This is a genomic window from Marinobacter sp. LM1, from assembly GCF_042763285.1.
Lineage (GTDB): Bacteria > Pseudomonadota > Gammaproteobacteria > Pseudomonadales > Oleiphilaceae > Marinobacter > Marinobacter nauticus.
The window spans coordinates 2,061,017-2,082,928 of sequence record NZ_CP114373.1; the positions used below are offsets into that span (position 1 = coordinate 2,061,017).

20 protein-coding genes and 1 other RNA gene are annotated in these 21,912 nt (G+C 57.7%); 17 read left to right on the forward strand and 4 right to left on the reverse strand.

All coding sequences use genetic code 11. The features are described 5' to 3' along the window. Positions 1 to 159 precede the first annotated feature (159 nt). The 4 genes from prsK to OZ656_RS09655 form a co-directional block, all read right to left on the reverse strand. Positions 160 to 2,298 carry an XrtA/PEP-CTERM system histidine kinase PrsK gene (gene prsK, locus OZ656_RS09640; protein ID WP_379945174.1) on the reverse strand — a complete coding sequence of 713 codons (2,139 nt, stop codon included), beginning with the start codon at positions 2,296 to 2,298 and terminating at the stop codon, positions 160 to 162. 124 nt (positions 2,299 to 2,422) lie between these two features. Continuing rightward, the gene (locus tag OZ656_RS09645) at positions 2,423 to 3,370 is read right to left on the reverse strand and encodes an SDR family oxidoreductase (protein ID WP_011785102.1); all 948 of its coding nucleotides are present in this window, start codon (positions 3,368 to 3,370) and stop codon (positions 2,423 to 2,425) included. Further along, positions 3,370 to 4,185: a lysophospholipid acyltransferase family protein gene (locus tag OZ656_RS09650; protein WP_278739662.1), complete on the reverse strand. Its 816-nt coding sequence runs from the start codon at positions 4,183 to 4,185 to the stop codon at positions 3,370 to 3,372. Before OZ656_RS09650 ends, OZ656_RS09645 begins: the two co-directional genes overlap by 1 nt. Before the next feature lie 30 nt (positions 4,186 to 4,215). Then, on the reverse strand, positions 4,216 to 5,136 hold the full coding sequence (locus tag OZ656_RS09655) for a D-hexose-6-phosphate mutarotase (RefSeq protein ID WP_379945175.1): 921 nt from the start codon (positions 5,134 to 5,136) through the stop codon (positions 4,216 to 4,218). A gap of 109 nt (positions 5,137 to 5,245) precedes the next feature. Between OZ656_RS09655 and OZ656_RS09660 the strand changes: the two genes are divergently transcribed. From OZ656_RS09660 to OZ656_RS09740, 17 genes are all read left to right on the forward strand, one after another. After that, on the forward strand, positions 5,246 to 6,001 hold the full coding sequence (locus tag OZ656_RS09660) for a 2OG-Fe(II) oxygenase (protein ID WP_278350666.1): 756 nt from the start codon (positions 5,246 to 5,248) through the stop codon (positions 5,999 to 6,001). 71 nt (positions 6,002 to 6,072) lie between these two features. Beyond that, positions 6,073 to 6,169: signal recognition particle sRNA small type (ffs, locus tag OZ656_RS09665), an RNA gene on the forward strand. A gap of 124 nt (positions 6,170 to 6,293) precedes the next feature. Next, a complete protein-coding gene (dnaX, locus tag OZ656_RS09670; RefSeq protein WP_278350665.1) occupies positions 6,294 to 8,207 on the forward strand; it encodes a DNA polymerase III subunit gamma/tau in 1,914 nt (637 codons plus the stop codon). A gap of 4 nt (positions 8,208 to 8,211) precedes the next feature. Next, positions 8,212 to 8,535 (forward strand): YbaB/EbfC family nucleoid-associated protein, encoded by a 324-nt coding sequence (locus OZ656_RS09675; protein ID WP_061331094.1) that lies wholly within the window; start codon positions 8,212 to 8,214, stop codon positions 8,533 to 8,535. 33 nt (positions 8,536 to 8,568) lie between these two features. Further along, positions 8,569 to 9,171, forward strand: coding sequence for a recombination mediator RecR (recR, locus tag OZ656_RS09680; RefSeq protein ID WP_278350664.1), 603 nt, complete (start codon positions 8,569 to 8,571; stop codon positions 9,169 to 9,171). Positions 9,172 to 9,188: 17 nt separating this feature from the next. After that, positions 9,189 to 10,340 carry an HRDC domain-containing protein gene (locus tag OZ656_RS09685; RefSeq protein WP_278350663.1) on the forward strand — a complete coding sequence of 384 codons (1,152 nt, stop codon included), beginning with the start codon at positions 9,189 to 9,191 and terminating at the stop codon, positions 10,338 to 10,340. Further along, positions 10,337 to 10,630 (forward strand): YcgL domain-containing protein, encoded by a 294-nt coding sequence (locus OZ656_RS09690; protein ID WP_011785094.1) that lies wholly within the window; start codon positions 10,337 to 10,339, stop codon positions 10,628 to 10,630. The genes OZ656_RS09685 and OZ656_RS09690 overlap by 4 nt, the downstream gene beginning before the upstream one ends. After that, the gene (locus tag OZ656_RS09695) at positions 10,627 to 11,073 is read left to right on the forward strand and encodes a YcgN family cysteine cluster protein (RefSeq protein ID WP_278350662.1); all 447 of its coding nucleotides are present in this window, start codon (positions 10,627 to 10,629) and stop codon (positions 11,071 to 11,073) included. Before OZ656_RS09690 ends, OZ656_RS09695 begins: the two co-directional genes overlap by 4 nt. Then, the gene (locus OZ656_RS09700; protein WP_011785092.1) at positions 11,073 to 11,417 is read left to right on the forward strand and encodes a hypothetical protein; all 345 of its coding nucleotides are present in this window, start codon (positions 11,073 to 11,075) and stop codon (positions 11,415 to 11,417) included. Before OZ656_RS09695 ends, OZ656_RS09700 begins: the two co-directional genes overlap by 1 nt. Before the next feature lie 39 nt (positions 11,418 to 11,456). Continuing rightward, positions 11,457 to 13,604, forward strand: a complete 2,148-nt coding sequence (locus OZ656_RS09705) for a VWA domain-containing protein (protein WP_278350661.1) — start codon at positions 11,457 to 11,459, stop codon at positions 13,602 to 13,604. 18 nt (positions 13,605 to 13,622) lie between these two features. Continuing rightward, positions 13,623 to 14,465: a MoxR family ATPase gene (locus OZ656_RS09710; protein ID WP_011785090.1), complete on the forward strand. Its 843-nt coding sequence runs from the start codon at positions 13,623 to 13,625 to the stop codon at positions 14,463 to 14,465. A 22-nt stretch (positions 14,466 to 14,487) separates the two neighbouring features. Continuing rightward, positions 14,488 to 15,666, forward strand: a complete 1,179-nt coding sequence (locus tag OZ656_RS09715; protein WP_278350660.1) for a VWA domain-containing protein — start codon at positions 14,488 to 14,490, stop codon at positions 15,664 to 15,666. Positions 15,667 to 16,095: 429 nt separating this feature from the next. Continuing rightward, positions 16,096 to 16,560, forward strand: a complete 465-nt coding sequence (locus OZ656_RS09720; RefSeq protein WP_278350659.1) for an AraC family transcriptional regulator — start codon at positions 16,096 to 16,098, stop codon at positions 16,558 to 16,560. Between the two features lie 18 nt (positions 16,561 to 16,578). Next, the gene (locus OZ656_RS09725) at positions 16,579 to 18,219 is read left to right on the forward strand and encodes a lipopolysaccharide assembly protein LapB (protein ID WP_278350658.1); all 1,641 of its coding nucleotides are present in this window, start codon (positions 16,579 to 16,581) and stop codon (positions 18,217 to 18,219) included. Then, entirely contained in the window at positions 18,216 to 21,035 is a 2,820-nt protein-coding gene (gene bamD / locus OZ656_RS09730; protein ID WP_278350657.1) for an outer membrane protein assembly factor BamD, read from the forward strand. Before OZ656_RS09725 ends, bamD begins: the two co-directional genes overlap by 4 nt. After that, a complete protein-coding gene (locus OZ656_RS09735; RefSeq protein WP_114434023.1) occupies positions 21,032 to 21,520 on the forward strand; it encodes a tetratricopeptide repeat protein in 489 nt (162 codons plus the stop codon). The genes bamD and OZ656_RS09735 overlap by 4 nt, the downstream gene beginning before the upstream one ends. Beyond that, positions 21,517 to 21,888, forward strand: coding sequence for a hypothetical protein (locus OZ656_RS09740; protein WP_235853344.1), 372 nt, complete (start codon positions 21,517 to 21,519; stop codon positions 21,886 to 21,888). The genes OZ656_RS09735 and OZ656_RS09740 overlap by 4 nt, the downstream gene beginning before the upstream one ends. Positions 21,889 to 21,912 lie beyond the last annotated feature (24 nt).

The following is a 21,912-nucleotide window of genomic DNA, read 5'->3' on the forward strand; positions in this document are numbered from 1 at the left end:
CTCGACTATCAATAACTGCTTCACAACAACAACCAGTCCTTTGTTCCGTGTTCATATCGGATAGACGCCCATGAGGCGAACGCGATTCCATGACTCTGATTCTTAACTGAACATTGACACTTTGCAATGCTCGCTTAATAAAATAGTCTTCTCCGTCGGTTAATTGACGGCTTGCCTGCCTTCCTCAAAGCCGGAATCTGTCGGTTCCGGCTTATTCCCGGCTGATTCGCCGGTTGCTGCATTGGCCAGCGGAATACGTACCGAAAAGCAGGAGCCCAGGCCGGGCTCGCTGGTTACGTCAATCGAACCGCCCAGTTCCTGTATGTATTCCCGGGCCTGATAGGCTCCAATCCCCATACCGGTAAGCCCTTTGGTGCTTTCGAAGGGTTTGAAAAGCCGGGTGCGGATAAACTCTTCCGTCATGCCGCTGCCGGTATCCTGGATAAACAGCACCACGCTGCCTTTGGCCGTTTTCAGGTTCAGTGTGATTTCCCCGGTTGGAGCCGTGGCGTCCTGGGCGTTGCTAATCAGGTGGCCCAGCACGCTGCGCAGCTGTTCTTTGTCGGCGCATACCTGGATGGCGGGTGGAGCACCCAGTAGCATCGGTGCCGGGCTGCGGCGGCTGTTGTCTTCAATCAGCTCGCGGACCAGTTGGGTCAGGTCTATGGGAGCACGATGCTCGTCCGCCCCGGAGGATGGTTTGCGGATATGATCCACGAGGTTCGACATTTTACGGACCGCATGATCGGTGGTGGCAATCATGTCGTCGATAAAGGCTGGGTTGTTGCGATGTTTGGGCGCATTCTTGACCAGCAGGGACAACTGGGCGATCAGTGTTTTCAGGTCATGCACCATGAACGCGCTGGCCTTGCTGACGGCTTCAAACTGCATGGCCCGTGAGAGCCGGTTCTGGGCATCGTTCTGGGCGATGAGGTTGCAGGTCTGGCGGGCTACCACCTTGATCAGGTCGAAGTTCTCCCAGTTAAGCTCCACCCTGGCGTAGGGAGCGCCGACCATGGCAATGCCGTAGAGTTCGTTATCGAGATACAGAGGGATGACCAGCCAGGCTTCCGGGGTCTTGGTGATGGAGTCCGGTATTTCCAGCAGGTTGTAGCTCACCGGGTCTTCCCGGTATTCACTCAGATCAATGATCCACTCACGATCTTTAAAGAACTTCACCATATCCGAGTCTTCGTCAATGATGGTGTACTTCGGAGTCGCGATATTGACGCTTGCTTTCAGGTGGAAATCTTTCTGCTCGCCCTTTATCCAGAGCGCGCCGGCATTGCTTTCCACCAGTCCGGCCAGAATGCGCACTACTCGTTCGGGCAGGGGTGGTTCGTTGCTCAGGTTGGCAAGTTCCTTGGTGAGCTTGAGCCATTCATCGCGATAATCGTACTTGTAGTCGAAGAAGTTCTGGCTGATGAAGACCATCAGGCGGCCGCGAATACGCCGCGACAGCAGAAGTGTGACCAGAAAAGCCAGGGAAACGGTGATGAACAGAACCTGCAGGGCTTCGCCCCACTCACCACCCAGGGCGCGTACGTAGTAACCGCCGATGGCCAGCAGTAACAGGTATCCGCCCGCGAAGATGAGTGTGCCAGCGTGAAATACGGCCGAACGGGACAACTGGAAGTCCACAGGTTGTTTGCGTGTGTTCACCACATTGATGGCAAAAAGGGGCATGAGTGCGGCGTTCACAAAACCGCGCGCATTCCAGAACGAATCCGCGACTTGCCCGAACAGCAGCGCATCGGCATACATGAAGAAATCAAAGGCGAAGATGGTGGCAACGCCAATGCACAGGTATTTCATGCTGGAGCGGCCGAAGACAGTAGAGTTTCGCCAGATTTGCTCGACCAGCGACAGGCCCAGGAGTGACAGGGCGATCTGGCCGATCACCTTGGTTTTACCGCTGACAAGATCGATGTGGAGGGCGAACTCAAGTGTACCAAGGGCCAGCAAGGTGATGATCAGTATCGCCGTTGCGGCACCCAATACCTTCTTTATTTGACTGGTGAACCGGCCTTGCCGAAAGCCGTCGCGAAGCATGGCGAACAGCAGGAGTAACCAGGCTGTGTCTCTGAGCAGTTCCAGGAGGTAGCGGGTGAAGAATCCGGGCGATCCCCAGAGGCTTTGGGTAACCAGGACGGAGGCCCACAGGGCGGTAACAATGGCGGCAAGGAACAGAGCACGATCAATGTCGCGGCGAAGATAACGGGTTGCCACAAGAACGGCCAGAACCGCAAAGACAGCGGCTGCCGCACCGTGACTGATCACGCTGAGATCCCTGAACATTAGCTCTTTCCTTGAACACCGGGAATCCCGGGCCTGCCGGTGCCCGGGTACTGTATTTAATATGTACAGGGTAGCGCCGAAAAGGGCCGTTCGTCTATTTGAATACTCAAATTACCGATGAGTTTCACACCGGTTTTTTGTTATCGCGATAATACCGGAAAATCTCTTTCAATGGCCGTTTGGGCTCAAAACCGAATTCCCGGGCGAAGGCGCGACCGTCAATCACCACCGGATATTTGAAGAATGCCATCAGGTACGGAGGGAAGCTGCGCAGGTTCAGAACCCGGGCAATGGCCTTCGGCACGCTCGGTGGAATGGAGGGAATGGGTATGGTTTTGCAACCGCAGAGCTTCAAGGCGTGCTGGTAGGCGACCCAGTCTTGCGGCGCGACATTGAACACGCCTTTTACGGGCTTTGCCCAGGCGGCGACAATGGCGTCTGCCATGTCGTCGATATGGATGAACTGCATCATCGGCGAAAAGCCAGCCAATACGGGTGCCCGCTCACTGCTGAGCAGGGTGCTCATGGTATTGCGAACACCGGGGCCCACGATGTTGCAGGGCCGAAGAATAGTGATGTTGAGTTCCGGGTAGCGCCAAAGATAGATGTTGGCGAGGTTCTCAAGCTCCACTGAATCCACCAGGTCGGCACTCAGGCCTGCGCTTTTGAGGGGGGCGGACTCGTCTATCAGCGCCGGGTTATAGGCCACGGCACCATAGACGTGGTAGGTGGAGAGCACAATCACCCGGCGTATGCCGTATTTGTGGGACAGGTCCAGTAGCTTCTGGGTGCCCAGTACATTGGCGTTATAGCGGCGCATGCGGGTCAGTTGGCTGGAGAGGATGCGGCCGAGATGTATCACGCCATCAAACTCATAGCGTCGGAACAGGTCTTCGAAGACCCGCTTGTTGAAGTCAATGCAGTAGCTGGGGATGTCGTCGCCCAGGTAAACCTGTTCCCGGAAATCGACGGCCACCAGGTCGCAGCTTTCTCGCAGGCGGCGGATCACTTGCTGGGCCAGCGCACCGGCAGCACCTGTGATCAGAATGCGGGGTCTTTGGTGCTTGCTCATCAGAACAGCCTTTTCCTTTCGCTCAGTCCCTTGTCAATCAGTCGGCTGATCTCGGCTTTCACAGCTTCTACCCGTTCGGTGACCTGCTCTTCAGGGATTTCGGTATCATCAAAATACATGGGTTCCCCGAAATTCAGGTGTACCTTGGCGGGGAGCACCACGGGCAGGGCGACAGGAACGTAGGGTACGCCCAGGGCATTGGCCAGTGGCTTGATGTTGGCAATGGCCGGGATGGTCTCTTCGCAGCCCACTACGCCCACAGGCACAATGGGCGCCTTGTACTTCATGGCCAGATGCATAAAACCGTTGCCGAAACGTTTCAGTTGATACCTGTCCCGGTAGAGCTTGCCGGAGCCTCTTACGCCCTCCGGAAACACAATCACAGCTTCATTGTTGGCGAGCATCTTCGCGCAGTTGACCGGGTCTCCGAGCACGGCGCCGATTTCGTTCAGGAGATTGCCAAGCCACGGCACCGTCGGAAAGAAGCGCTCGATCATGGCGCGGGGAATTCGAGGATTTTTTTCCCGTGAGGCGAGGGCGTAACCAATGAGCAGGCCGTCGATGGGTAACTGGCCGGAGTGGTTGGCAATAATCAGCACCGGGCCCTCTGCCGGCACATTGTCAACGCCGGAGGCGCTGACCCGAAAGTATTTCTCGTAGAATTGCCGGGCAACGGAAAAGCCGTATTTCACCGCTTCGTTGTTATAACCCCAGGGATCGTAGCCCAGTGTGCCGATGGGTTTGCGAATGCGGTTTACCTGTTCGTCCAGTTCCGCTGGTATCAGTTTCGATCTCAGATACGATGCCAGGCCCATGCCCGCTCCCTGTGTCAAAGAAGTTGCCGCTCAGGCGCGGCCGATGAATACGCCCAGTGTGTGGCTCTGGCCTTCATTTAATACCCGATAATCCGATGCTGCATTGGCTGTTTCGACGCACAGCATTTTCTGCCAGGCAGAGTCTGGAAAATCAGAAAGACGCTGCGCTTTTCCCGGGCCCGGGTTCCAGACCACGGTTGAATCGCTACCCACAGACGTAAGCTTTCGCTTGCCGGAAGGTGTTACTACGGTCAGTGCTTCGCCGGTTTCGTATATCCGGTCCACTTCACCTTCGAAATACACTGGCCCTTCCTGTGAGACGTAGTCCCAGTCTTTCAGCGTGTCGATGTACTGGCTGTTTCCCAGGCCCAGCACGCGGGTTCGCTGAATGTCGTCAGTGGGCAGGTAAGTGTGAAGGGCCTGGCTGAACGCCAGCGGCGCTTTCGAAAGATTGGTGGTTGTCAGAGCAATCTGGCAACCGCGAACGGAAAAACTGAATGTGATCAGGGCCAGGGCGTGGCCATCCCTGTGTTCTTCAAAATCGTCGTTGGCGCTGAGCGACAGGCTGATCTCTACTTCATGGGCGCTTTCCCGAACATCTTCCAGTCGCCATAAAGCAGTGCGGGCAAAGCCGTGGGCTGAGGATGACGCTATGCGCTTGCGGATTTCCGGCGGGTTCCGGAGTGGGTCTCCAAACCAGGGCCAGCACACGGGAATGCCACCGCGAATTGCTCGGCCAGGTTGAAAACGGGCGAGTTCACTGAGCCAGAGCCAGTTGCGTTCATCCATTGGCGCGAAATGGGTGAGGTGTGCCCCCTGTAGAAACAACGTGGCCTGGAACAATGGGTGATGAACTTCAAGTGCCTCCAGTTGCCCGATGGTACTCCAGCGGGTAAATGACCAGTTGCCCGGGCCTCCGGTTGCTGGCGGCTTGCTACTGCTGTCCGACATATTCAGAAACTGCTTCCTTTAGGTAAAACTCCGTAGCTTCAGAGTAATTTAAAACCGTGCGCGCGGCGAGTTTCTGAATACAATACGTCAAAATTGTGAGGGTCTGAACATGGAATCAGAAAATCCGGTAGCGTCGGTCTTGCCGATGCCGGAGCCGCTTCTCGAGCAGTCCGCGGGCCGGTTGGACAAGGTGGCTGGAGACATTATCGGGGCAGCTGGCCGCTGTGATTCTTTGTTGGTCTCCGATGGCTGGTTGGATGAACTCGCCGATAGCCTGAGCGAGAAAGCCTGGATTGAGCTGGATCTGCTCGGTCATTTGCCCGTTGGCCTGATCGCTGCGCTTCGTAACGAGGTAGAGATACTGGACCGTACCGAAGCCATGGGGCGAGCAGGGATTGGGCGCGGTGCCGATCTGACCCGTGATCGTAGCGTCCGCCGGGATAAAATCGCCTGGCTTGATGGCTATACCGCCGCCCAGTCGGAGCTGTTCCGGTTCTTTGATGCCCTGCGGGTTGGTCTGAACCAGCGCCTGTTTCTTGGGCTGAAGCGCTATGAAGCGCATTATGCCACCTACCAGCCTGGCGATTTCTACAAGCGCCACCTGGACAGTTTCCGGGGCAGGGCATCCCGTGTGGTCAGCCTGGTGCTGTATCTGAATGAAGGATGGCAGCTGCAAGACGGGGGAGAGTTGCGGGTGTTCAGCCCCGACAACGAAGATCAGATGGTTGGTCTGGTGCGGCCGGAAGCAGGGCGTGCGGCTCTGTTTCTGAGTGAGGATGTGCCCCACGAGGTATTGCCCGCCAATCGCACCCGGTACAGCATTGCCTGTTGGTTCCGGCAGGACGAAGTCCCTTTGCCGTTGTAGTCCTTATACCCTTCTGTTAATATGCGCGCCGCTTTCGAGGGAAATGCCCCGAAACGCCGTTATGGTGGCCCCATTGGTGCCTCCGCAACATGAAACCGTGAACCCGGTCAGGCCCGGAAGGGAGCAGCCGAAGCGGTGGATGTGTGTGCCGGGGGATCGCTGGTGGGGTCACCCCCATATCCAGCCTCTTGTTTTGCCTGTTTCCTCTCCCGTTTGTTGCGCAAGCGCATGCTTCTTCTCATTGCCTGTCCATGCTAGAGTTGTTCCCATTTTTCAGAGCAGTTGATGGATCATGAGCTATCAGGTTTTAGCCCGGAAATGGCGCCCCCGTACCTTTGAAGACATGGTGGGGCAGGAACATGTGTTACAGGCGCTTATTCACGCCCTGGAACACCAGCGCCTGCACCATGCCTATCTGTTTACCGGCACCCGGGGCGTGGGCAAAACCACCATTGGCCGCCTGCTGGCCCGCTGTCTGAACTGTGAGACCGGCATAACGCCGAATCCCTGCGGTGAATGCGACAGCTGCAAGGAGATCCTGGAGAACCGTTTTGTTGATCTGATCGAAATCGATGCTGCCTCCCGCACCGGTGTAGATGACATGCGGGAACTGACCGACAACGTGCAGTACGCCCCCACGCGCGGCCGCTACAAGGTGTACCTCATCGATGAGGTGCACATGCTCACCAACCAGTCCTTCAACGCCTTTCTGAAAACCCTGGAAGAGCCTCCTGAACACGTCAAGTTCCTGTTGGCCACCACTGATCCCCAGAAGCTGCCGGTGACGGTGCTTTCCCGGTGTTTGCAGTTCAATCTCAAGCGGATGACGCCGGAGCACATTGTTGGCCACCTGCAGCACGTTCTGACCGAAGAACAGATCCCGTTTGAAGACCCGGCTCTGTGGCTGTTGGCGAGGGCGGCCGATGGCAGTATGAGGGATGCCCTCAGCCTGACCGACCAGGCGATTGCATTCGGCAACGAGAACCTGGCTGCCAGTGATGTCAGCAATATGCTGGGCACCATCGATCAGCGCGATATCCAGCGCATTGTTAACGCATTGGTTGAGCGTGATGGCCCCGGCCTGCTGTCTGAAATTAACCGGATCTCGGATTTTGCGCCGGATTACGGCGTCATCCTGTCCGATATGCTGTCCCTGTTTCATCGCGTCACCATGGAGCAGGTGGTGCCGGGCAGTGCCGACAACGCCATGGGCGATGCTGCCCAGGTGCAGGAACTGGCCCGTCGTCTGAGTGCCGAAGATGCTCAGTTGTTTTACCAGACCGCGTTGATTGGCCGGAAAGATCTGTCGGTGACACCGGATGCCCGTATGGGCTTTGAAATGACCTTGCTGCGCATGCTGGCGTTTCGACCGGGTACCGATCGCCGGGAACCGCCGGCGCTGGCCTCTGGCAACAGCAACAATGGCCCGGCGGATTCAGAACCTGAGCCTGGCCCGGTTTCGCAAACCGCGCCCACCCAGGCTGTCGCCGCGGCACCGCAACCCGAGCCCGCGCCTCAGCCGGCTCCCAGTCCGGAGCCGGTAGCTGAACTTGAACCGCAGCCACCCATGGTGGATGACCCGCCACCCTGGGAGCCAGAAGACTACGGCGTTCAGGCTGAATCACCCGAGTGGCAAGAGCCGGTGCCGCAATCGGATTCCAGTATTGAGCCTGACGCAAGCGCGATACCCGAGCCAGAGTCAGCGCCGGAACCAGTTTCGGCCCCTGATCCGGTGCAGTCAGAGCAAAATGCTGACCAGGCCCTGGTGAACGAGCCTGAGCCAGCCCCTGCCGAGCCCGAGCAACCGGTTACCTCCGACGGGTTTGTCTGGGAACGTGATTTCCGCTCGCTGGGTATTACCGGCATGCCTGGAAACCTGGCCAGCTATTCGTCCATGAGAATGGAAGGGCAGGCGGTTGTGCTGACTCTGGATGAGGGGCATGCGCGGCTGCTCAATGCTCGCCACGAAGAAAAAATACTGGCGGCCTTGAGATCACGCTTCGGCGACGCCACACAGTTGAAGATAGAGCAGGGTGTGCCGGGGTTGCATACGCCGGCCGCCTTCGAGGAGCGCCAGCGGGCGGCGCGCCAGAAAGCTGCGGAAGAGTCCATCCGACAGGATCCTCTGGTCAAGAGTATTGTGGAACGATTTGAAGGGCGGGTCGTCGAAGAAAGTATACGCCCCGCAGAAACAGCCAGGAGATAAGTAGATGATGAACAATATGGGCGACCTGATGAAAAAGGCCCAGCAGATGCAGGAGCAGATGCAGAAGGCCCAGGAAGAGATCGCCAAAGCCGAAGTGACCGGGGAATCCGGCGCCGGGTTGGTAAAAGTCACCATGAACGGCCGGCACGATGTCCGCAAAGTGGATATCGATCCGTCCCTGTTGTCTGAAGACAAGGAAATCCTGGAAGACCTGCTGGCTGCCGCCGTGAACGATGCGGTTCGCCGGGTAGAGGCCAACCAGAAAGAAAAAATGTCCGGCATGATGTCTGGCATGGGGATGCCGCCCGGTTTCAAGATGCCGTTCTGAGCCGGCCTGCCATCGATTTTTTAAGGAGTAGTCATGGCATTCAGCCCCCTGGTTGATGAATTGGTGGAGTCCCTGCGATGCCTGCCCGGTGTTGGCCAGAAGACGGCCCAACGCATGGCCTTTCATCTGCTGGAGCGGGGGCGCTCTGGCGGAACACGGCTGGCAGCGGCGCTGAATCACGCGATGGACGGTGTTCGCCGTTGCGACAGTTGTCAGAACTTCTCGGACACCGAAATCTGCCAGATCTGCGAGAAACCCGAGCGCCTCAATGGCACCCTGTGCGTGGTTGAAAGCCCTTCAGACCTGCTCGCCATTGAGCAGGCCGGCGATTACAAAGGCAGTTACTTCGTGTTGATGGGGCATCTGTCGCCCATCGATGGCGTGGGCCCGGAGGAGATCGGGATTGAACGCCTGCTGGATCGGGTGCGCCGTGAAGGCGTAACGGAATTGATCCTGGCCACTAACCCCACGGTGGAAGGCGAAGCCACCGCCCATTACATTGCTGACCGCCTTGATGGCCAGAATATCCTGATTACACGCCTGGCCCATGGCATTCCGGTTGGCGGTGAGCTGGGCTATGTTGATGGATTTACACTCACCCATGCATTCCGGGGTCGCAAACCCCTGTCTGAATAAGTTCCCAGGTTCTGTTTATGACCCAAACCGACCCGGCCGTAGCCATTCCACCGGCCCCGGATACCGTTCGCTGGCTGGAGACACCCGAGCAGCTGGATCAGTGGCTCGAAAGCCTTGAACCCGGCATGCCGGTCGCACTCGACACGGAGTTCGAGCGGGTGTCCACCTTCTACCCGATTCCTGGCCTGGTGCAGTTGGGCGCTGGCGGACAGTTCTGGCTGGTGGATCCGGAGGTGGCTGAGGCCTCGGAATCGTTCCGGGCGATGCTGGCCGATGAAAACCGTCCAAAACTGCTGTATGCCATGAGTGAGGATCTGGAGTTATTCCGCCATTGGCTGACTGTGGAACCAGCCGGTGTGCTGGATTTGCAGATCGGTGCCGCGCTGGCCGGTGCCGGATTCTCTGTAGGTTACGCCCGCCTGGTTGAGACGCTGTTCGGTGAAGCACTCGATAAGTCCGCCACCCGCTCGGACTGGGTGTCACGGCCACTGACGCCGGCCCAGGAGCGCTACGCCCTGGACGATATCCGTTTTCTGGAGCCACTCTACGGCTGGGTGTTGACCAACCTGAGGCAAAGAAACCTGGAACATGCTCTGGCGGATGAATCCAGCCGGTTTGCCAGTGAGGCCGCTACCCAGGAAGACCCGGAGCAGCATTATCTGAAACTCCGGGGAGGCTGGACCCTGAACCGGGAACAGCAAGCGGTGCTCCGGGCACTGGTTGCGTGGCGTGAGCAGGAGTGTCGTCGCCAGGACCGACCCCGCAACAGGGTCCTGAACGATGGCTTGCTGATTGCCGTTGCTGAGCGGTTGCCGTCATCAGCTGCCGTGATCAGGGATGTTCAGGGCGTACCCGGTGGTTTCGTTAAACGTTATGGTGAGCAGCTGGTTCAACTTGTGCAGGCCGCCCGTGATACCGATAATTCAGGGCTTGAGCTCATTCCAAGACCGCTGAGCCGGGATCAGCAAGCGCTTTACAAGAAAGTTAAGCGTTACTTTAGTAATGCCGCGGAACGCGTTGATATTCCAATGGAATTGTTGGCGCCGCGTAAGCGTATTGAGAAGCTGATCCAAGATGGCACCCTGGCAGGCCAGGCGTTTTTTGAGGGCTGGCGCGCGCAGATTATCGCGCCGGTAAAGCAAGATATTGAGGAACTGCTCAGCCAATGACTGAACGTGAATTTGTATCAGTGTTTCGCAGCAGCAAGAAAGGCGACACCTATCTCTTTGTTCGCCGCGGGCAAAAGTGGGACGATTTACCGGAGGCGCTGAGAGGTATCTTTGGTTCGCCCATCCACTCGATGGATCTGCTGTTGACGCCAGACAAGAAGCTCGCGCGCACAACCGGAAAGGAAGTGCTGGCGGCAATCGAAGAAAAGGACTTCTTCCTGCAGATGCCGGAAGAGCAGGACACCTACATCGTGGACTTCAAGCGCAAGATCGAGCAACACCGGAAATGATTGCACAGATTCCCTTCTGGCAGCGCAAACGACTGGCAGACATGACGCAGCCGGAATGGGAGTCCCTGTGTGATGGCTGCGGTAAGTGCTGTTTGCAAAAGCTGGAGGATGAGGATACGGGAGAGGTGTATCACACCGATCTTGTGTGCCGTTACATGGACCTCGAAACCTGTGGCTGTACGGTCTATGAGCAACGATTGAAAAAGGTACCGGGGTGTACGGTACTGACCGCCGATACGGTTCTCAGCTACCACTGGTTACCATACACCTGTGCGTACCGGACCCTCGCCGAGGGAAGGCCTTTGCCGGACTGGCACCCGCTTCGCAGCGGAGACCCTGAAACCGTTCATCAAGCCCGTGTTTCGGTGCGGGGTAACGTGGTGTCGGAGGATTCTGTGCCGGAAGAGGATTGGGAAGAACACATTATTCACTGGATTCTGTAATGATGGATACGGACGCTTCACTGGCTTATGGAGTTTTCTGGGCGGCCTATGCAGTCGCTTTCGTTGTGTTTTTCTACATGATGAAATCACTGTTCCGGGTATTGCCCTTTTATGGTCTGCGGACGTTGCTTTTGTCTGCGCTTGTGGTGCTGGTGCTGACCCCCGTGGAATCGCCAGACGTGGCCGGCTGGTGGATACCGGCCTGGCTGTTTGCGGGCTATGAGCTGATTCTGGGTGACACCGATGCTGCCGGTCGCGCTCTGTTCAACTTCAGCATTGCGGCGATCGTCATGCTGCTGGTCTGGATACTTGATCTGGTTCGGTATCGGCTGGTACGCAAGTAAACGGTTTCTTAGAACAACAAAAGATAAGGGCGCAGTTCAATGAAGGGGTTTAAACGCATTTGGGTGGCTGCAGTTCTGCTGCTGTTTTCTTGGCAAGTATCTGCGCAGGACCCGGCACTGTCTCTGCCCGGCAATGCAGATGTGCGCATTGTGGTGGATATTTCCGGCTCCATGAAGGAAACCGATCCACAGAATCTCCGCCGCCCAGCGGTCCGGCTGCTGGCCCGGACCCTGCCAGAAGGGGCCAGTGCCGGTCTCTGGACTTTCGGGCAGTACGTCAACATGCTGGTGCCCTACGGTGTGGTTGACCAGGCCTGGCGCGATACTGCTGTTGAGCGTTCCGAGCAGATCAATTCGGTAGCGCTGCACACGAACCTGGGGTTGGCGATGGAGAAAGCCGCCAACGACTGGCTGTCTGGCGGTACCCTCGAGAACACCCATCTTATTGTCCTCAGCGATGGCAAGGTCGACGTGCCCGGTGGCGAAGACGCCAGTCGGGCCGAGGAAAAACGCATTCTCGATTCCTTGTTGCCAGCGCTGAAAGACAAGGGCGCCACGATCCACACGGTTGGTCTGTCTGAGAAGGCGGATATCCGGTTTCTGCGTAACCTGGCCCGCGAAACTGGTGGCAGCTTCCAGCTGGCACAATCCGCCGAGGCCTTGAACCTGGCCTTTGCCAATGCGCTGAACACCGCAGTGCCGCAAGAACAGGTGCCCATTGAAGGCGATGGCTTTGCCGTCGATGAGGGCATCAGCGAGTTTACGGCGCTGATTTTCTCCGGTCAGGATGCTTCTGGCGAAGAGCCGTTGGCGCTTGCACAGCCTGATGGTGAGCCTTTCACCCGGGAGAACGCTCCGGAAAATGTTCGTTGGGCATCTGAGCCGGGCTACGATCTGATCACCGTTACTGAACCGGTCTCGGGCCGCTGGCGTATCATTGGCGATCTTGGCCAGGGGAGCCGCGTGACGGTGGTCAGTGATCTGCGCATGGCCGTGAATCCGATTCCCGCCGAGTTTACCGAAGAGCAGCCTCTGGCCATTGAAGTGGCCTTTTATGAAGAAGCCGAAAAGATTACGGGGTCTGATTTTCTCTCGGTGATGGACGTTAGCCTGTCGATAACCGCCAGTGACGGCCGGAAAGGTACCAAGGTATTGTCTCCCGATACGCCGCCGGAAGACGGCGTATATCGGGACACCGTACCCAGATTGCCTGCACCTGGCCGCTATCAGGTTGATGTGGTGGCGGATGGCGGAACTTTCTCCCGCAAATTCAGCGCCATGACGACGTTTACCGTGCCAGGGGAAGAGCCACCTCTGGAGGTCGTGACCGAACCCATGGTGCCAGACCTGTCTGAACAGGCGGAGCCGCTGCCGGATTTTGATGGCGGAGCCAACTCTTCAGAACCGGAGCCGCAATCGGAAGCTGAGCCTCCGGTCGAAGTTCCGGTTCAGGAATCCGAGCCGGAACCAGTGCCAGAGCCTGCACCGGTCGTTGAGCCGAAGCCCGAAGCGCCGGCCGAACAGCCGATTGCTGACACGGAGCCGGAGAAGGGTACCCTTCTGGGTATCCCGGTTTGGGCCTGGGGTGCTGGCGCAGCCTTGCTGGTTGCTATTGTGGGCCTTGGTTTGTTTGCATGGCGCCAGAAAAAGGCCAGGGCAGAACAGGAGCAGGCGGCAGCGGCCGAGCGTGAAACGCTGGAAGACCTGGCTGAAGAATCGGAAGAAGCACCGGTGGTGGAGCCAGAGCCTCCGGCAGCGGCAGAGTCGGTGGAAGCGGAGGCTGAACCTGAAACTGAAACTGCGCTGGAAACAGATCCAGAGCTGGCGTCTGCCGAAGAGTCGGAACCGGAACCTGAAGATATCCCGGAACTCTCGCAAGCTGACAGCGAACCGGACGAGGTTCCGGACGAGGCCGTACCCGAAGTAACGGAAGAGCTGCCATCGGCTGAACTGGAGCCGGACGAGGACGAAATTCCCGTGGCAGACGATACGGTTGGCGCTGAGGCCGAGCCAGATCCGTCGGAAGCCGATGAGATCAGTGAATCCGAGTTCGACATTGATGAGGACGAGTTTGGTCTGGAAGACTTTGACCTCTCCGAATTCGACGATTTGCCCGATTATGATGAAGAGTCACCGGAGGGCGAAAAGCCCAAACCGGTGGACAAGAAAGAGAATCCGAAAAAGTAACCAACAGGAATCAGACACATGAAGTTTACCGGCACCGATAAATACGTAGCCACCGATGACCTGCAAATGGCAGTCAATGCAGCCATCGCGCTGCAGCGTCCGTTGTTGATCAAGGGTGAACCCGGCACCGGTAAAACCCTGCTGGCGGAGGAAATGGCCGCGGCGCTGGGAATGACGCTGATTCCCTGGCACATCAAGTCGACCACCAAGGCCCAACAGGGCCTGTACGAGTATGATGCGGTGTCCCGTCTTCGTGACTCCCAGCTCGGCGACGAGAAGGTCAAAGACATTCGTAACTACATTGTGAAAGGAAAGCTCTGGGAAGCCTTTGAGGCGGACGAACAGGTGGTTCTGCTGATCGACGAAATCGACAAGGCGGATATCGAATTCCCGAACGACCTGTTGCTGGAACTGGACCGAATGGAGTTCTTTGTTTACGAAACCCAGGAGTTCGTAAAAGCGAAGAAGCGCCCGATTGTGGTGATCACCAGTAACAACGAGAAAGAGCTGCCGGATGCCTTCCTGCGCCGTTGCTTCTTCCACTACATCAGTTTCCCGGATCACGACACCATGAAAAACATCGTGGATGTCCACTTCCCGGGGATTCAGCAGCAGGTGGTGCGGGATGCGCTGGAAGTGTTCTTCGACGTTCGCAAAGTGCCGGGGCTCAAGAAGAAGCCGTCGACATCCGAGCTGATCGACTGGCTCAAGTTACTGATGGCGGATGAGCTCTCTGCCAAAGCCCTGCAGGAGAAAGACTCCAGCTCGGCTCTGCCACCGCTCTATGGTGCCCTGGTGAAGAATGAGCAGGACGTTCATTTGCTGCAGAAGCTGGCTTTCATGGCGCGTCGCCGAAACTGATCACCGACAAGAGCCTTGCTTTATGTTGATTGATTTTTTCCTCGAAGTACGGCGGGCCAAGGTGCCGGCCAGTCTGCGGGAATTCCTGGACCTGCTGGAGGCCATTCAGCAGCGCCTGGCATTCGCAGACATGGAGGAGTTCTATTACCTGGCCAGGGTGTGCCTGGTTAAGGATGAGCGGCACTTTGACAAGTTTGATCGCGCCTTCCAGGCCTATTTTGAAGGCATCGAGAATCTCGATGATCTGCTCGAGACGCTGATTCCGGACGACTGGCTGCGTGCTGAATTCGAGAAACACCTGACCGACGAAGAGAAAGCCAAGATTGAGACTCTCGGCGGGTTGGAAGAGTTGATCGAAACCTTCAAGAAGCGCATGGAAGAGCAGAAGGAACGTCACGCCGGCGGGAACAAATGGATTGGTACTGGCGGAACCTCACCGTTCGGCGCCAACGGTTATAACCCGGAAGGCTTCCGCATCGGCCAGAACAAAGGTCGCCACGGCCGGGCGGTCAAAGTCTGGGAAAAGCGTGAATTCCGCGATCTGGACGACAGCATCACCCTGGGCATCCGCAACATCAAGGTCGCCCTGCGCCGGTTGCGTAAATTTGCCCGACAGGGTGCCGCAGACCAGCTCGACATGGATGACACCATCCGCTCAACGGCCCGCAATGCCGGATACCTGGACCTGAAAATGGTTCCCGAGCGGCACAATGCCGTGAAGGTTCTGATTTTCTTTGATGTGGGTGGTTCAATGGATCCTCACGTTCGGGTGTGCGAAGAGCTGTTCTCCGCGGCACGTCTTGAGTTCAAGCACATGGAGTATTTCTACTTCCATAATTTCGTTTATGAAAGCGTGTGGAAGAATAACATCCGGCGCATGAACGAGACGCTCAGCACCTGGGACATCCTGCATAAATATACGCCGGACTATAAGGTGATCTTTGTCGGGGATGCCACCATGGCACCCTATGAGATTACGCATCCCGGTGGCTCTATCGAGCACTGGAATGAGGAAGCAGGCGCGACCTGGTTCCAGCGTGTGACCGAGCATTTCCGGAAGGTGGTGTGGCTCAACCCGTTACCGGAAAGCTACTGGGGATCGGGTGGTTCACTGGGCATTACCCAGCAATTGGTCAATAATCATATGTACCCTTTGACCATTGAGGGGCTCGAATCGGCCATGAGGCAGTTGAGTAAGTAAAAAAAAGCCGATGCGGTTGAGGGCATCGGCAAAGCTCGGCATATTCAAGCGGGGGTTGCCTGAAAGGCGCTCCCGCCAACTCTGATAGAGCAAATCCGGGGCCATGCCCCTGTATAAAGTATTAATATCAATAGCTTGCATCGTCATGGGGCCGGTCGGTCCTTTGTAATCAGTCTCCCTTCCCTTTATTTCTGTCAAATTAGTCGACACTTTTCGTTGCCGATACCCGGCCAAATGCTCATTTGGTGAAATGGATACCGTTCTTGGTTGTTAGCGGGTGTTACTCTTTATTTCGAAATGTTACCTGAGCCGCGCACCAGCGCGGCCCGGCAAGGCAGGAAAGTGATGTTCGGCAGACAAAAACCACAAAAGTGCCGGATTGCCCCAGGGATCAGGGGGCTTTGTATATCCGGAATGATCATTGCCGCGATGGCGGCAACCTCCCACGCATCGTCGCTCGATGAGCAGATCGAGCGTCTGAACGCTGACATTACCCGGCATACCGCAAGTGTGCATGCCCTCGAGCAGAAACTGCTGCACCCGGTGAATACCCGGGTGGCGGTCTTTCTGTCTTTGGCGAACCGGCAGGCCCTTGAGCTGGATTCGGTAGAACTGTTCGTCAATGAGCAGCCGGTTACCGCTCATCTGTACACAGAAAATGAACGGAGCTCCCTGGGCCAGGGCGGTGTACATCAACTGTTTATTGGCAATCTGGCGGACGGAAAGCACAGTCTCAAGGCAGTGATCAACGCCCGGGCGGCCAACAATCGTTTCGTGCGCCGGGAGATTGTCCACGATTTCCGAAAACAGCCCGGCACTTTGCGCCTACAGATGACGCTGAACGCCAAGGCACCGGACTATGAACCGGAAGTCTCATTTGTTGAGTGGAAATAACCGGCCATGAATGGGCGCATGTCTCTGTTCCTCCGAAACAGTATTGGTGTCATGGCAGCGATGCTGGCAGGTGTTGCCGCGCCGGTAGCAACTGCCATGGATAACTCGTTGGCAACCGGCGTGGTTCGCTTTGCGCTGGATACCGGTGAGGCTTCGTCGGTTGTCGGGTTGGCCATGAAGCTTGAAGGCGAATCGGCCGATTACCTCCAGGCCCGGCTTATGCTGGCGTCGGGGCAGCACGACGAGGCCAGGGCTGGGTTTGAGGGTGTATTTAACGGTGCGTCTCACCGAGGCGAAGCGGCATTAGCTCTGGCTGAAATGGCACAGGAAGAGGGCGATCTCACCGGTGCGGAAAACTGGTACCAACAGGCGCGCCGAACCGGCTATGGCGAAGTGGTTCAAAAAGCGCTTCTTGGTCTGGCGGAGCTGGTCAGAATACAAGGGAAGACCGACGCGGCCGGTCAATACCTTGCGCGTATGGAAGATGGCTACTGGGCGGCTGTGGGCTATATGAACCTGGCGGCGGATTTCGCCCACGATGATCTCGATTCGTCACGGGCCCTGGTTTCGCTCCGGGTTGCCATGGCCATGGCTGCCAAAGACGCCGACTCGAACCGGAGCCGGGCACTGCTCGATCAACTCAATCTCCGGGCCGGGTATCTGGCGCTGGGTAGCGATGATTACGACAAAGCGATCGATTTCCTGGAGAAGGTCTCTCTGCAAAGTTATCACACACCTCAGGCCCTCTATCTTCATGGACTTGCGCTGTCGCGTAAAGGTAACCACCGGGCCGCCATGCAGAGCTGGCACCGAGCCAAGAAATTTCCGCTGGCGTTTCCCGGCGTTTCAGATGCGTGGATTGGCATGGGACGTGGTTACGATCTTTCCGGGTATCCGGGCCAGGCCGGAGAATCCTGGCTCGCCGCCAATGCTGCGTATGAGGGAGAACGGGTAACTCTGGGTAAGCTGTCCGAGAGGATCACGGCAGACGGTGCCTACAAAACCCTGGTTCAGGATGCCCGGAGTGACGACATTCAGTGGTTTCTGGCCGATAACCGAACGCTGACCCAACCACGAATGGCGTATCTTCTTCGCTTTATGGAAGAACCCGGCGCCCAGACAGCGGTGCGGAGGGTGGCGCGCCTCGATGAGATGGTCGCAACACTGGATGCGAGCAAGTACAACCTGCAGGTTTTCATCCAGGCCCTTGAAGGCTTTATGAGCTCAGCCGGTTCAAAGGCTCCGGGGGCACAAATCGCGTCCGTTGAGCAACAACAGGGGGATCTGGAAGCGCGATTGGATCGGTTGGCGGAGCAGGCGGCGACGCCTGCCCAGGCTACAGAACTGCGCCAGCTCAAACAGTCTCTGGCAGCAGCCGGCCGCCGCATGAACGCGCTGAATCAGCAGGTCGTCCAAATGCCTGAGCGCCTGGAAACGGTTCTGGACGACGCTGGTGCATTGAGAGACGCCACCAAGGATTTACGTTACAAGACCCTTAGTCTCCGGGAGCAGGCTGCGCGAGAACTGGATGCACTGGCACTGGCGTTTGTTAAAAAGCAGACCCAGCGCATGACTCACGCGCTGGACAAAACCGAGCAGCAAATCGCACATCTCTACGAGTATCTGGCTCTGGAAAATCTCGGGGAGGGTGCACAGTGAATCTGCCTTTTGCTCCGAAGTCCTTCGCGGCACTCCTTGTAATGGTTATGACGTTGGCCCATGCGCCGGTTTCTGCGCAGGAATCGTTCCGCGTGGAGTTGGGGCGGGATGGTGAAACCCTGGGGGATATGCGCCCGGTGTTTCTGAAATTTGAGAGCCGGCCACTGCCGGCGATTTCGCCTCTGGAAGTGGCTCGCCGTTATCAGAAGCTGTTTGAGTCCTCGGACGAGCCTGAAGTACGGATTGATGCCCTGAACCGGCTTAACAATATCCGTGACCGGTCGGGAGAGGACGTCGGTTTTCCTGAACAGCGGGAAGCGGCCATCTATGAAGAAGTGCTCGAGAGCTACGAAAGCATTCTGGCTAAAGGGTCCTTTTCCGGGCGTCTCGACGAGTTGCTGTACCAGATGGCCAAGGCTCACGCGCTGACCGGGCAACCCGAGCAGTCCATCGCAAGACTGAAACAGCTCGTTGGCCTTTATCCGAACTCTGAACTCGTGCCCGAAGCCCGTTTTCGAATTGCGGAAGCCGCGTTCTCTGCCGGCCGCTACGCGGAGGCAGAGGCCGGTTACCGACAGTTGTTGGAGCACGACAGCCATCAGGAGCTTGCCGCCAAAGCCCGCTACATGCTCGGCTGGAGTCAGTTTAAACAGGGTGAGCCCGCCTGGACCCGCGCGGCAGCGACATTCATGGCGGTACTGGATCAGCAATTGCCAGACCAATCCACGCTGGCCAACCCGCCGGCGCAGTCCATGGATATGCTGGAGGACACCTTCCGGGTGCTGGCCTTGATGGCCTCCCGCCAGGGCGATGCCCGGACCCTTGCAGACTGGCGGGATGGACGTGAGTCATCGGCATGGCAGCATCTCCTATACGATCGGCTTGCGGATCTGCATGCGGTGGAACGCCGTTATGAACGGGCGGTGTCAGTCAACAACGCTTTTGTGTCCGAGTTTCCGGGCCACACAGCGAGCCCGGATTTCCTGGCCCAGAGTGTGTCCTACTGGCAACTGGCCGGTAAAACCTCAAAAGCTCTGGCGGCGCGGGATGATTACGTCCAGCGTTTGGGGGCAGAGGCCCGATTCCAGACGATGACTCCTGAGCAGAAGGGGCTTTGGGCGCAATACACCCGCTTCCTCGCTGATCACTACTACGCCACCGGTACAGACCTCAGTAGCCGGAACCAAACGGCTGTCGCCAGTGAAGCCTGGGCCAAAGCCGCCCATTATTACGAGCGGCTTGCACCTCGCTCGGATCAAGCCGGGGAACTGCTCCATCTCGCAGGCGATGCCCGGTTACTGGCTGGCGATCGGGCTGAAGCCGTCAGGAATTTCCGGGCCGCAGCCTACGACCATCGCCACGGGGATTCCCGGGATTCGGCCTGGGCCGCTATCCGAATTGTTCGTGAGGATCTTGAGCTGGCATCAGGAGAGAGCAGAACTGCGACGCTGCTCGTCCTGAGCAACGAAGAGCAGCAATATGCAGAGGCGTTTGGCCCGGATGAACGTCTGTCGGGGCTCCGTGCCGACCTTGCCAACCGTTGGTACGACCTGGGCGAATTCGAGCGTGCCCTGCAATACGCCAGTTCTACACTGACCTGGGAGCGGGCGGGGGTTACCGAGCGTTACGCCGCGTGGTTGGTGACCGCGCGTATTCGACAGAAAAACAACGAGTTTGGGCTCGCTGAACGTGCGTGGCGCCAGGCTTTGCCATTGGCTGACGAAGCCAGCCCGGATGCAGAAAGCCAAAGGCGCAGTCTTCTGGAACAACTCGCGTCCGCTATCTATCAGCAGGGTGAAAAGGCTGCTCGTGCCGGCGACGCAACTTTGGCCGTGGCGCATTTCCAGAGGGTTGAGGGCGTTATGCCGGGCTCTGAAATTGCGATCAAGGCTCGCTATGACGCCGCGAATACTCTGCTTCGGGCATCCGACTGGCTGGCTGCCATCAATGAACTCCAACGCTTCCGGATGGATTATCCGAGTCATGAGCTTACGCCTGAAACCAGTGAGAAGCTGGTTCTCGCCTATCAGGAATCTGGCCAGGGATTAAAAGCCGCGGAGGAGCTGCTGAGTCGCTCAGAAACGCTTGCGGACCCGTGGCCCACCAGGCTGCGTGCTGCGGCCATTTTCCACGCAGAGGGTGACAGCGCTTCCAGAAACCAGCTTTACAAAAACTGGCTGGCGGTTGCACCCACGCCCGATTCCGCCGAGGAGCATGTTCAACAGCAGACCATGCGCCAACGGCTGATCGAATCGGGAGACTCGGTGATTGCCGTACGTGAACAACTGCTGGCTCGGGAACGAGCCAGCCATTGGCATTCCGAGGATACCCTGAAATGGGCTGCCGATGCTGCACTGTTCTTTGGTGCCCAGACGGCAGAGCGTTTTGCCGGCATTGCACTGGTTCACCCGCTGGAGCAGTCACTTGCACGAAAGCAGGCGGCCATGCAGCAGGCTCAGGAGTATCTCCAGGAGGCAGAGTCCTTTGCCGGCGTTGGAGTACGTTCGGAGGTTTTATATCGCCGTGCTGAACTCTATCGAACACTGGCGTCTGACCTCATGTCCTCTGAAGTACCTGCGGAACTGAACGAAATGGAAGCCATGCAGTATCAGATGCTCCTGGAAGAGGAAGCGTTTCCACTTGAGGAAGAGGCCATGGCGCTGCACGCCCGCAACCACGAACGTATCCCCGCGGAGGGGTTCGATGAGTGGATTCAGCGCAGCCTGGAGGCCCTGGCCACCATGCATCCCGGGCGCTACGACCGACAGCTTCGCTGGATGAGTTGGACGACGGACACCAATCAGGGAGGCTCATGATGAGGTTGAGAGGGATACCCCAGGTTTTCCGGTTTTTACTTCTTCTGGTTCTTGCGGGGTTGGCTGGCTGCGCTTCCAAAGCGCCGGCACCTGAAAAACTGGCGCAGGTGTATCAGCCGGAACAGTCAAAAGAGTGGGAGCGGCAGGGCCGGCAGGCCTACGAAGCCGGTGACCGGAAGATGGCGCTGGAGGCCTGGCACCAGGCGGTTGCGGCGGATCCTGCCAACGTGAGGGTCCGCAACAATCTGGCACTGCTTCTTAAAGAGCAGGAGCGCTTCCAGGAAGCCGCTGAGATGCTGGAAGCGGGGTTGAAGGTGACGCCGAAGGTGGCGGAACTGCATTACAACCTGGCGGTGATATCGGAGCTCTACCTGCTGGACCTCGACAAGGCGCTGGAACATTACCAGCAATATCAGTCCCTGGTGGGGGAGGAAGGCTCGCAGGTTGCCGGCTGGATCGCAGATCTTGAACGGAGGCTGCAATGATGCTGTCCAGGTTAACGTGCTGCGGTTTCCCCCTGTCTGTTCTGCTGCTTTGGCCGGCCATCGGCTATTCCGCAGAAGGCAACAGTGAGGCGGGGCAGAGCCAACAGAACGTTCTGCAGGTACGGGGGCTCTCCGCTGGCACCGGCGAAGACGATCCGAGAATTCTGTACATATTGCCCTGGCAAACGCCGAGCCTGCCCCGGCGCCCGAGAACCGAACTCAATCAACAGGCACCGGAACTCTTGCATCCGGTACCTCAACCGGTTCTGGAGAACCATCGCCAGTTTCGCGAAACCCTGAACCCCCTTGTGCTGACACTAACGCTTTCTGCAGGGCAGGGCGCCGCACCAGTCGAGTCGCAACCGTAACGTCGCAGTATATGGAGAACTACA

Coding starts and splice junctions, on each gene's coding strand:
- prsK (WP_379945174.1), bottom strand. CDS start 2,298: ATGTTCAGGGATCTCAGCGTGATCAGTCACGGTGCGGCAGCCGCTGTC.
- OZ656_RS09645 (WP_011785102.1), bottom strand. CDS start 3,370: ATGAGCAAGCACCAAAGACCCCGCATTCTGATCACAGGTGCTGCCGGT.
- OZ656_RS09650 (WP_278739662.1), bottom strand. CDS start 4,185: ATGGGCCTGGCATCGTATCTGAGATCGAAACTGATACCAGCGGAACTG.
- OZ656_RS09655 (WP_379945175.1), bottom strand. CDS start 5,136: ATGTCGGACAGCAGTAGCAAGCCGCCAGCAACCGGAGGCCCGGGCAAC.
- OZ656_RS09660 (WP_278350666.1), top strand. CDS start 5,246: ATGGAATCAGAAAATCCGGTAGCGTCGGTCTTGCCGATGCCGGAGCCG.
- dnaX (WP_278350665.1), top strand. CDS start 6,294: ATGAGCTATCAGGTTTTAGCCCGGAAATGGCGCCCCCGTACCTTTGAA.
- OZ656_RS09675 (WP_061331094.1), top strand. CDS start 8,212: ATGATGAACAATATGGGCGACCTGATGAAAAAGGCCCAGCAGATGCAG.
- recR (WP_278350664.1), top strand. CDS start 8,569: ATGGCATTCAGCCCCCTGGTTGATGAATTGGTGGAGTCCCTGCGATGC.
- OZ656_RS09685 (WP_278350663.1), top strand. CDS start 9,189: ATGACCCAAACCGACCCGGCCGTAGCCATTCCACCGGCCCCGGATACC.
- OZ656_RS09690 (WP_011785094.1), top strand. CDS start 10,337: ATGACTGAACGTGAATTTGTATCAGTGTTTCGCAGCAGCAAGAAAGGC.
- OZ656_RS09695 (WP_278350662.1), top strand. CDS start 10,627: ATGATTGCACAGATTCCCTTCTGGCAGCGCAAACGACTGGCAGACATG.
- OZ656_RS09700 (WP_011785092.1), top strand. CDS start 11,073: ATGATGGATACGGACGCTTCACTGGCTTATGGAGTTTTCTGGGCGGCC.
- OZ656_RS09705 (WP_278350661.1), top strand. CDS start 11,457: ATGAAGGGGTTTAAACGCATTTGGGTGGCTGCAGTTCTGCTGCTGTTT.
- OZ656_RS09710 (WP_011785090.1), top strand. CDS start 13,623: ATGAAGTTTACCGGCACCGATAAATACGTAGCCACCGATGACCTGCAA.
- OZ656_RS09715 (WP_278350660.1), top strand. CDS start 14,488: ATGTTGATTGATTTTTTCCTCGAAGTACGGCGGGCCAAGGTGCCGGCC.
- OZ656_RS09720 (WP_278350659.1), top strand. CDS start 16,096: ATGGCGGCAACCTCCCACGCATCGTCGCTCGATGAGCAGATCGAGCGT.
- OZ656_RS09725 (WP_278350658.1), top strand. CDS start 16,579: ATGTCTCTGTTCCTCCGAAACAGTATTGGTGTCATGGCAGCGATGCTG.
- OZ656_RS09735 (WP_114434023.1), top strand. CDS start 21,032: ATGATGAGGTTGAGAGGGATACCCCAGGTTTTCCGGTTTTTACTTCTT.
- OZ656_RS09740 (WP_235853344.1), top strand. CDS start 21,517: ATGATGCTGTCCAGGTTAACGTGCTGCGGTTTCCCCCTGTCTGTTCTG.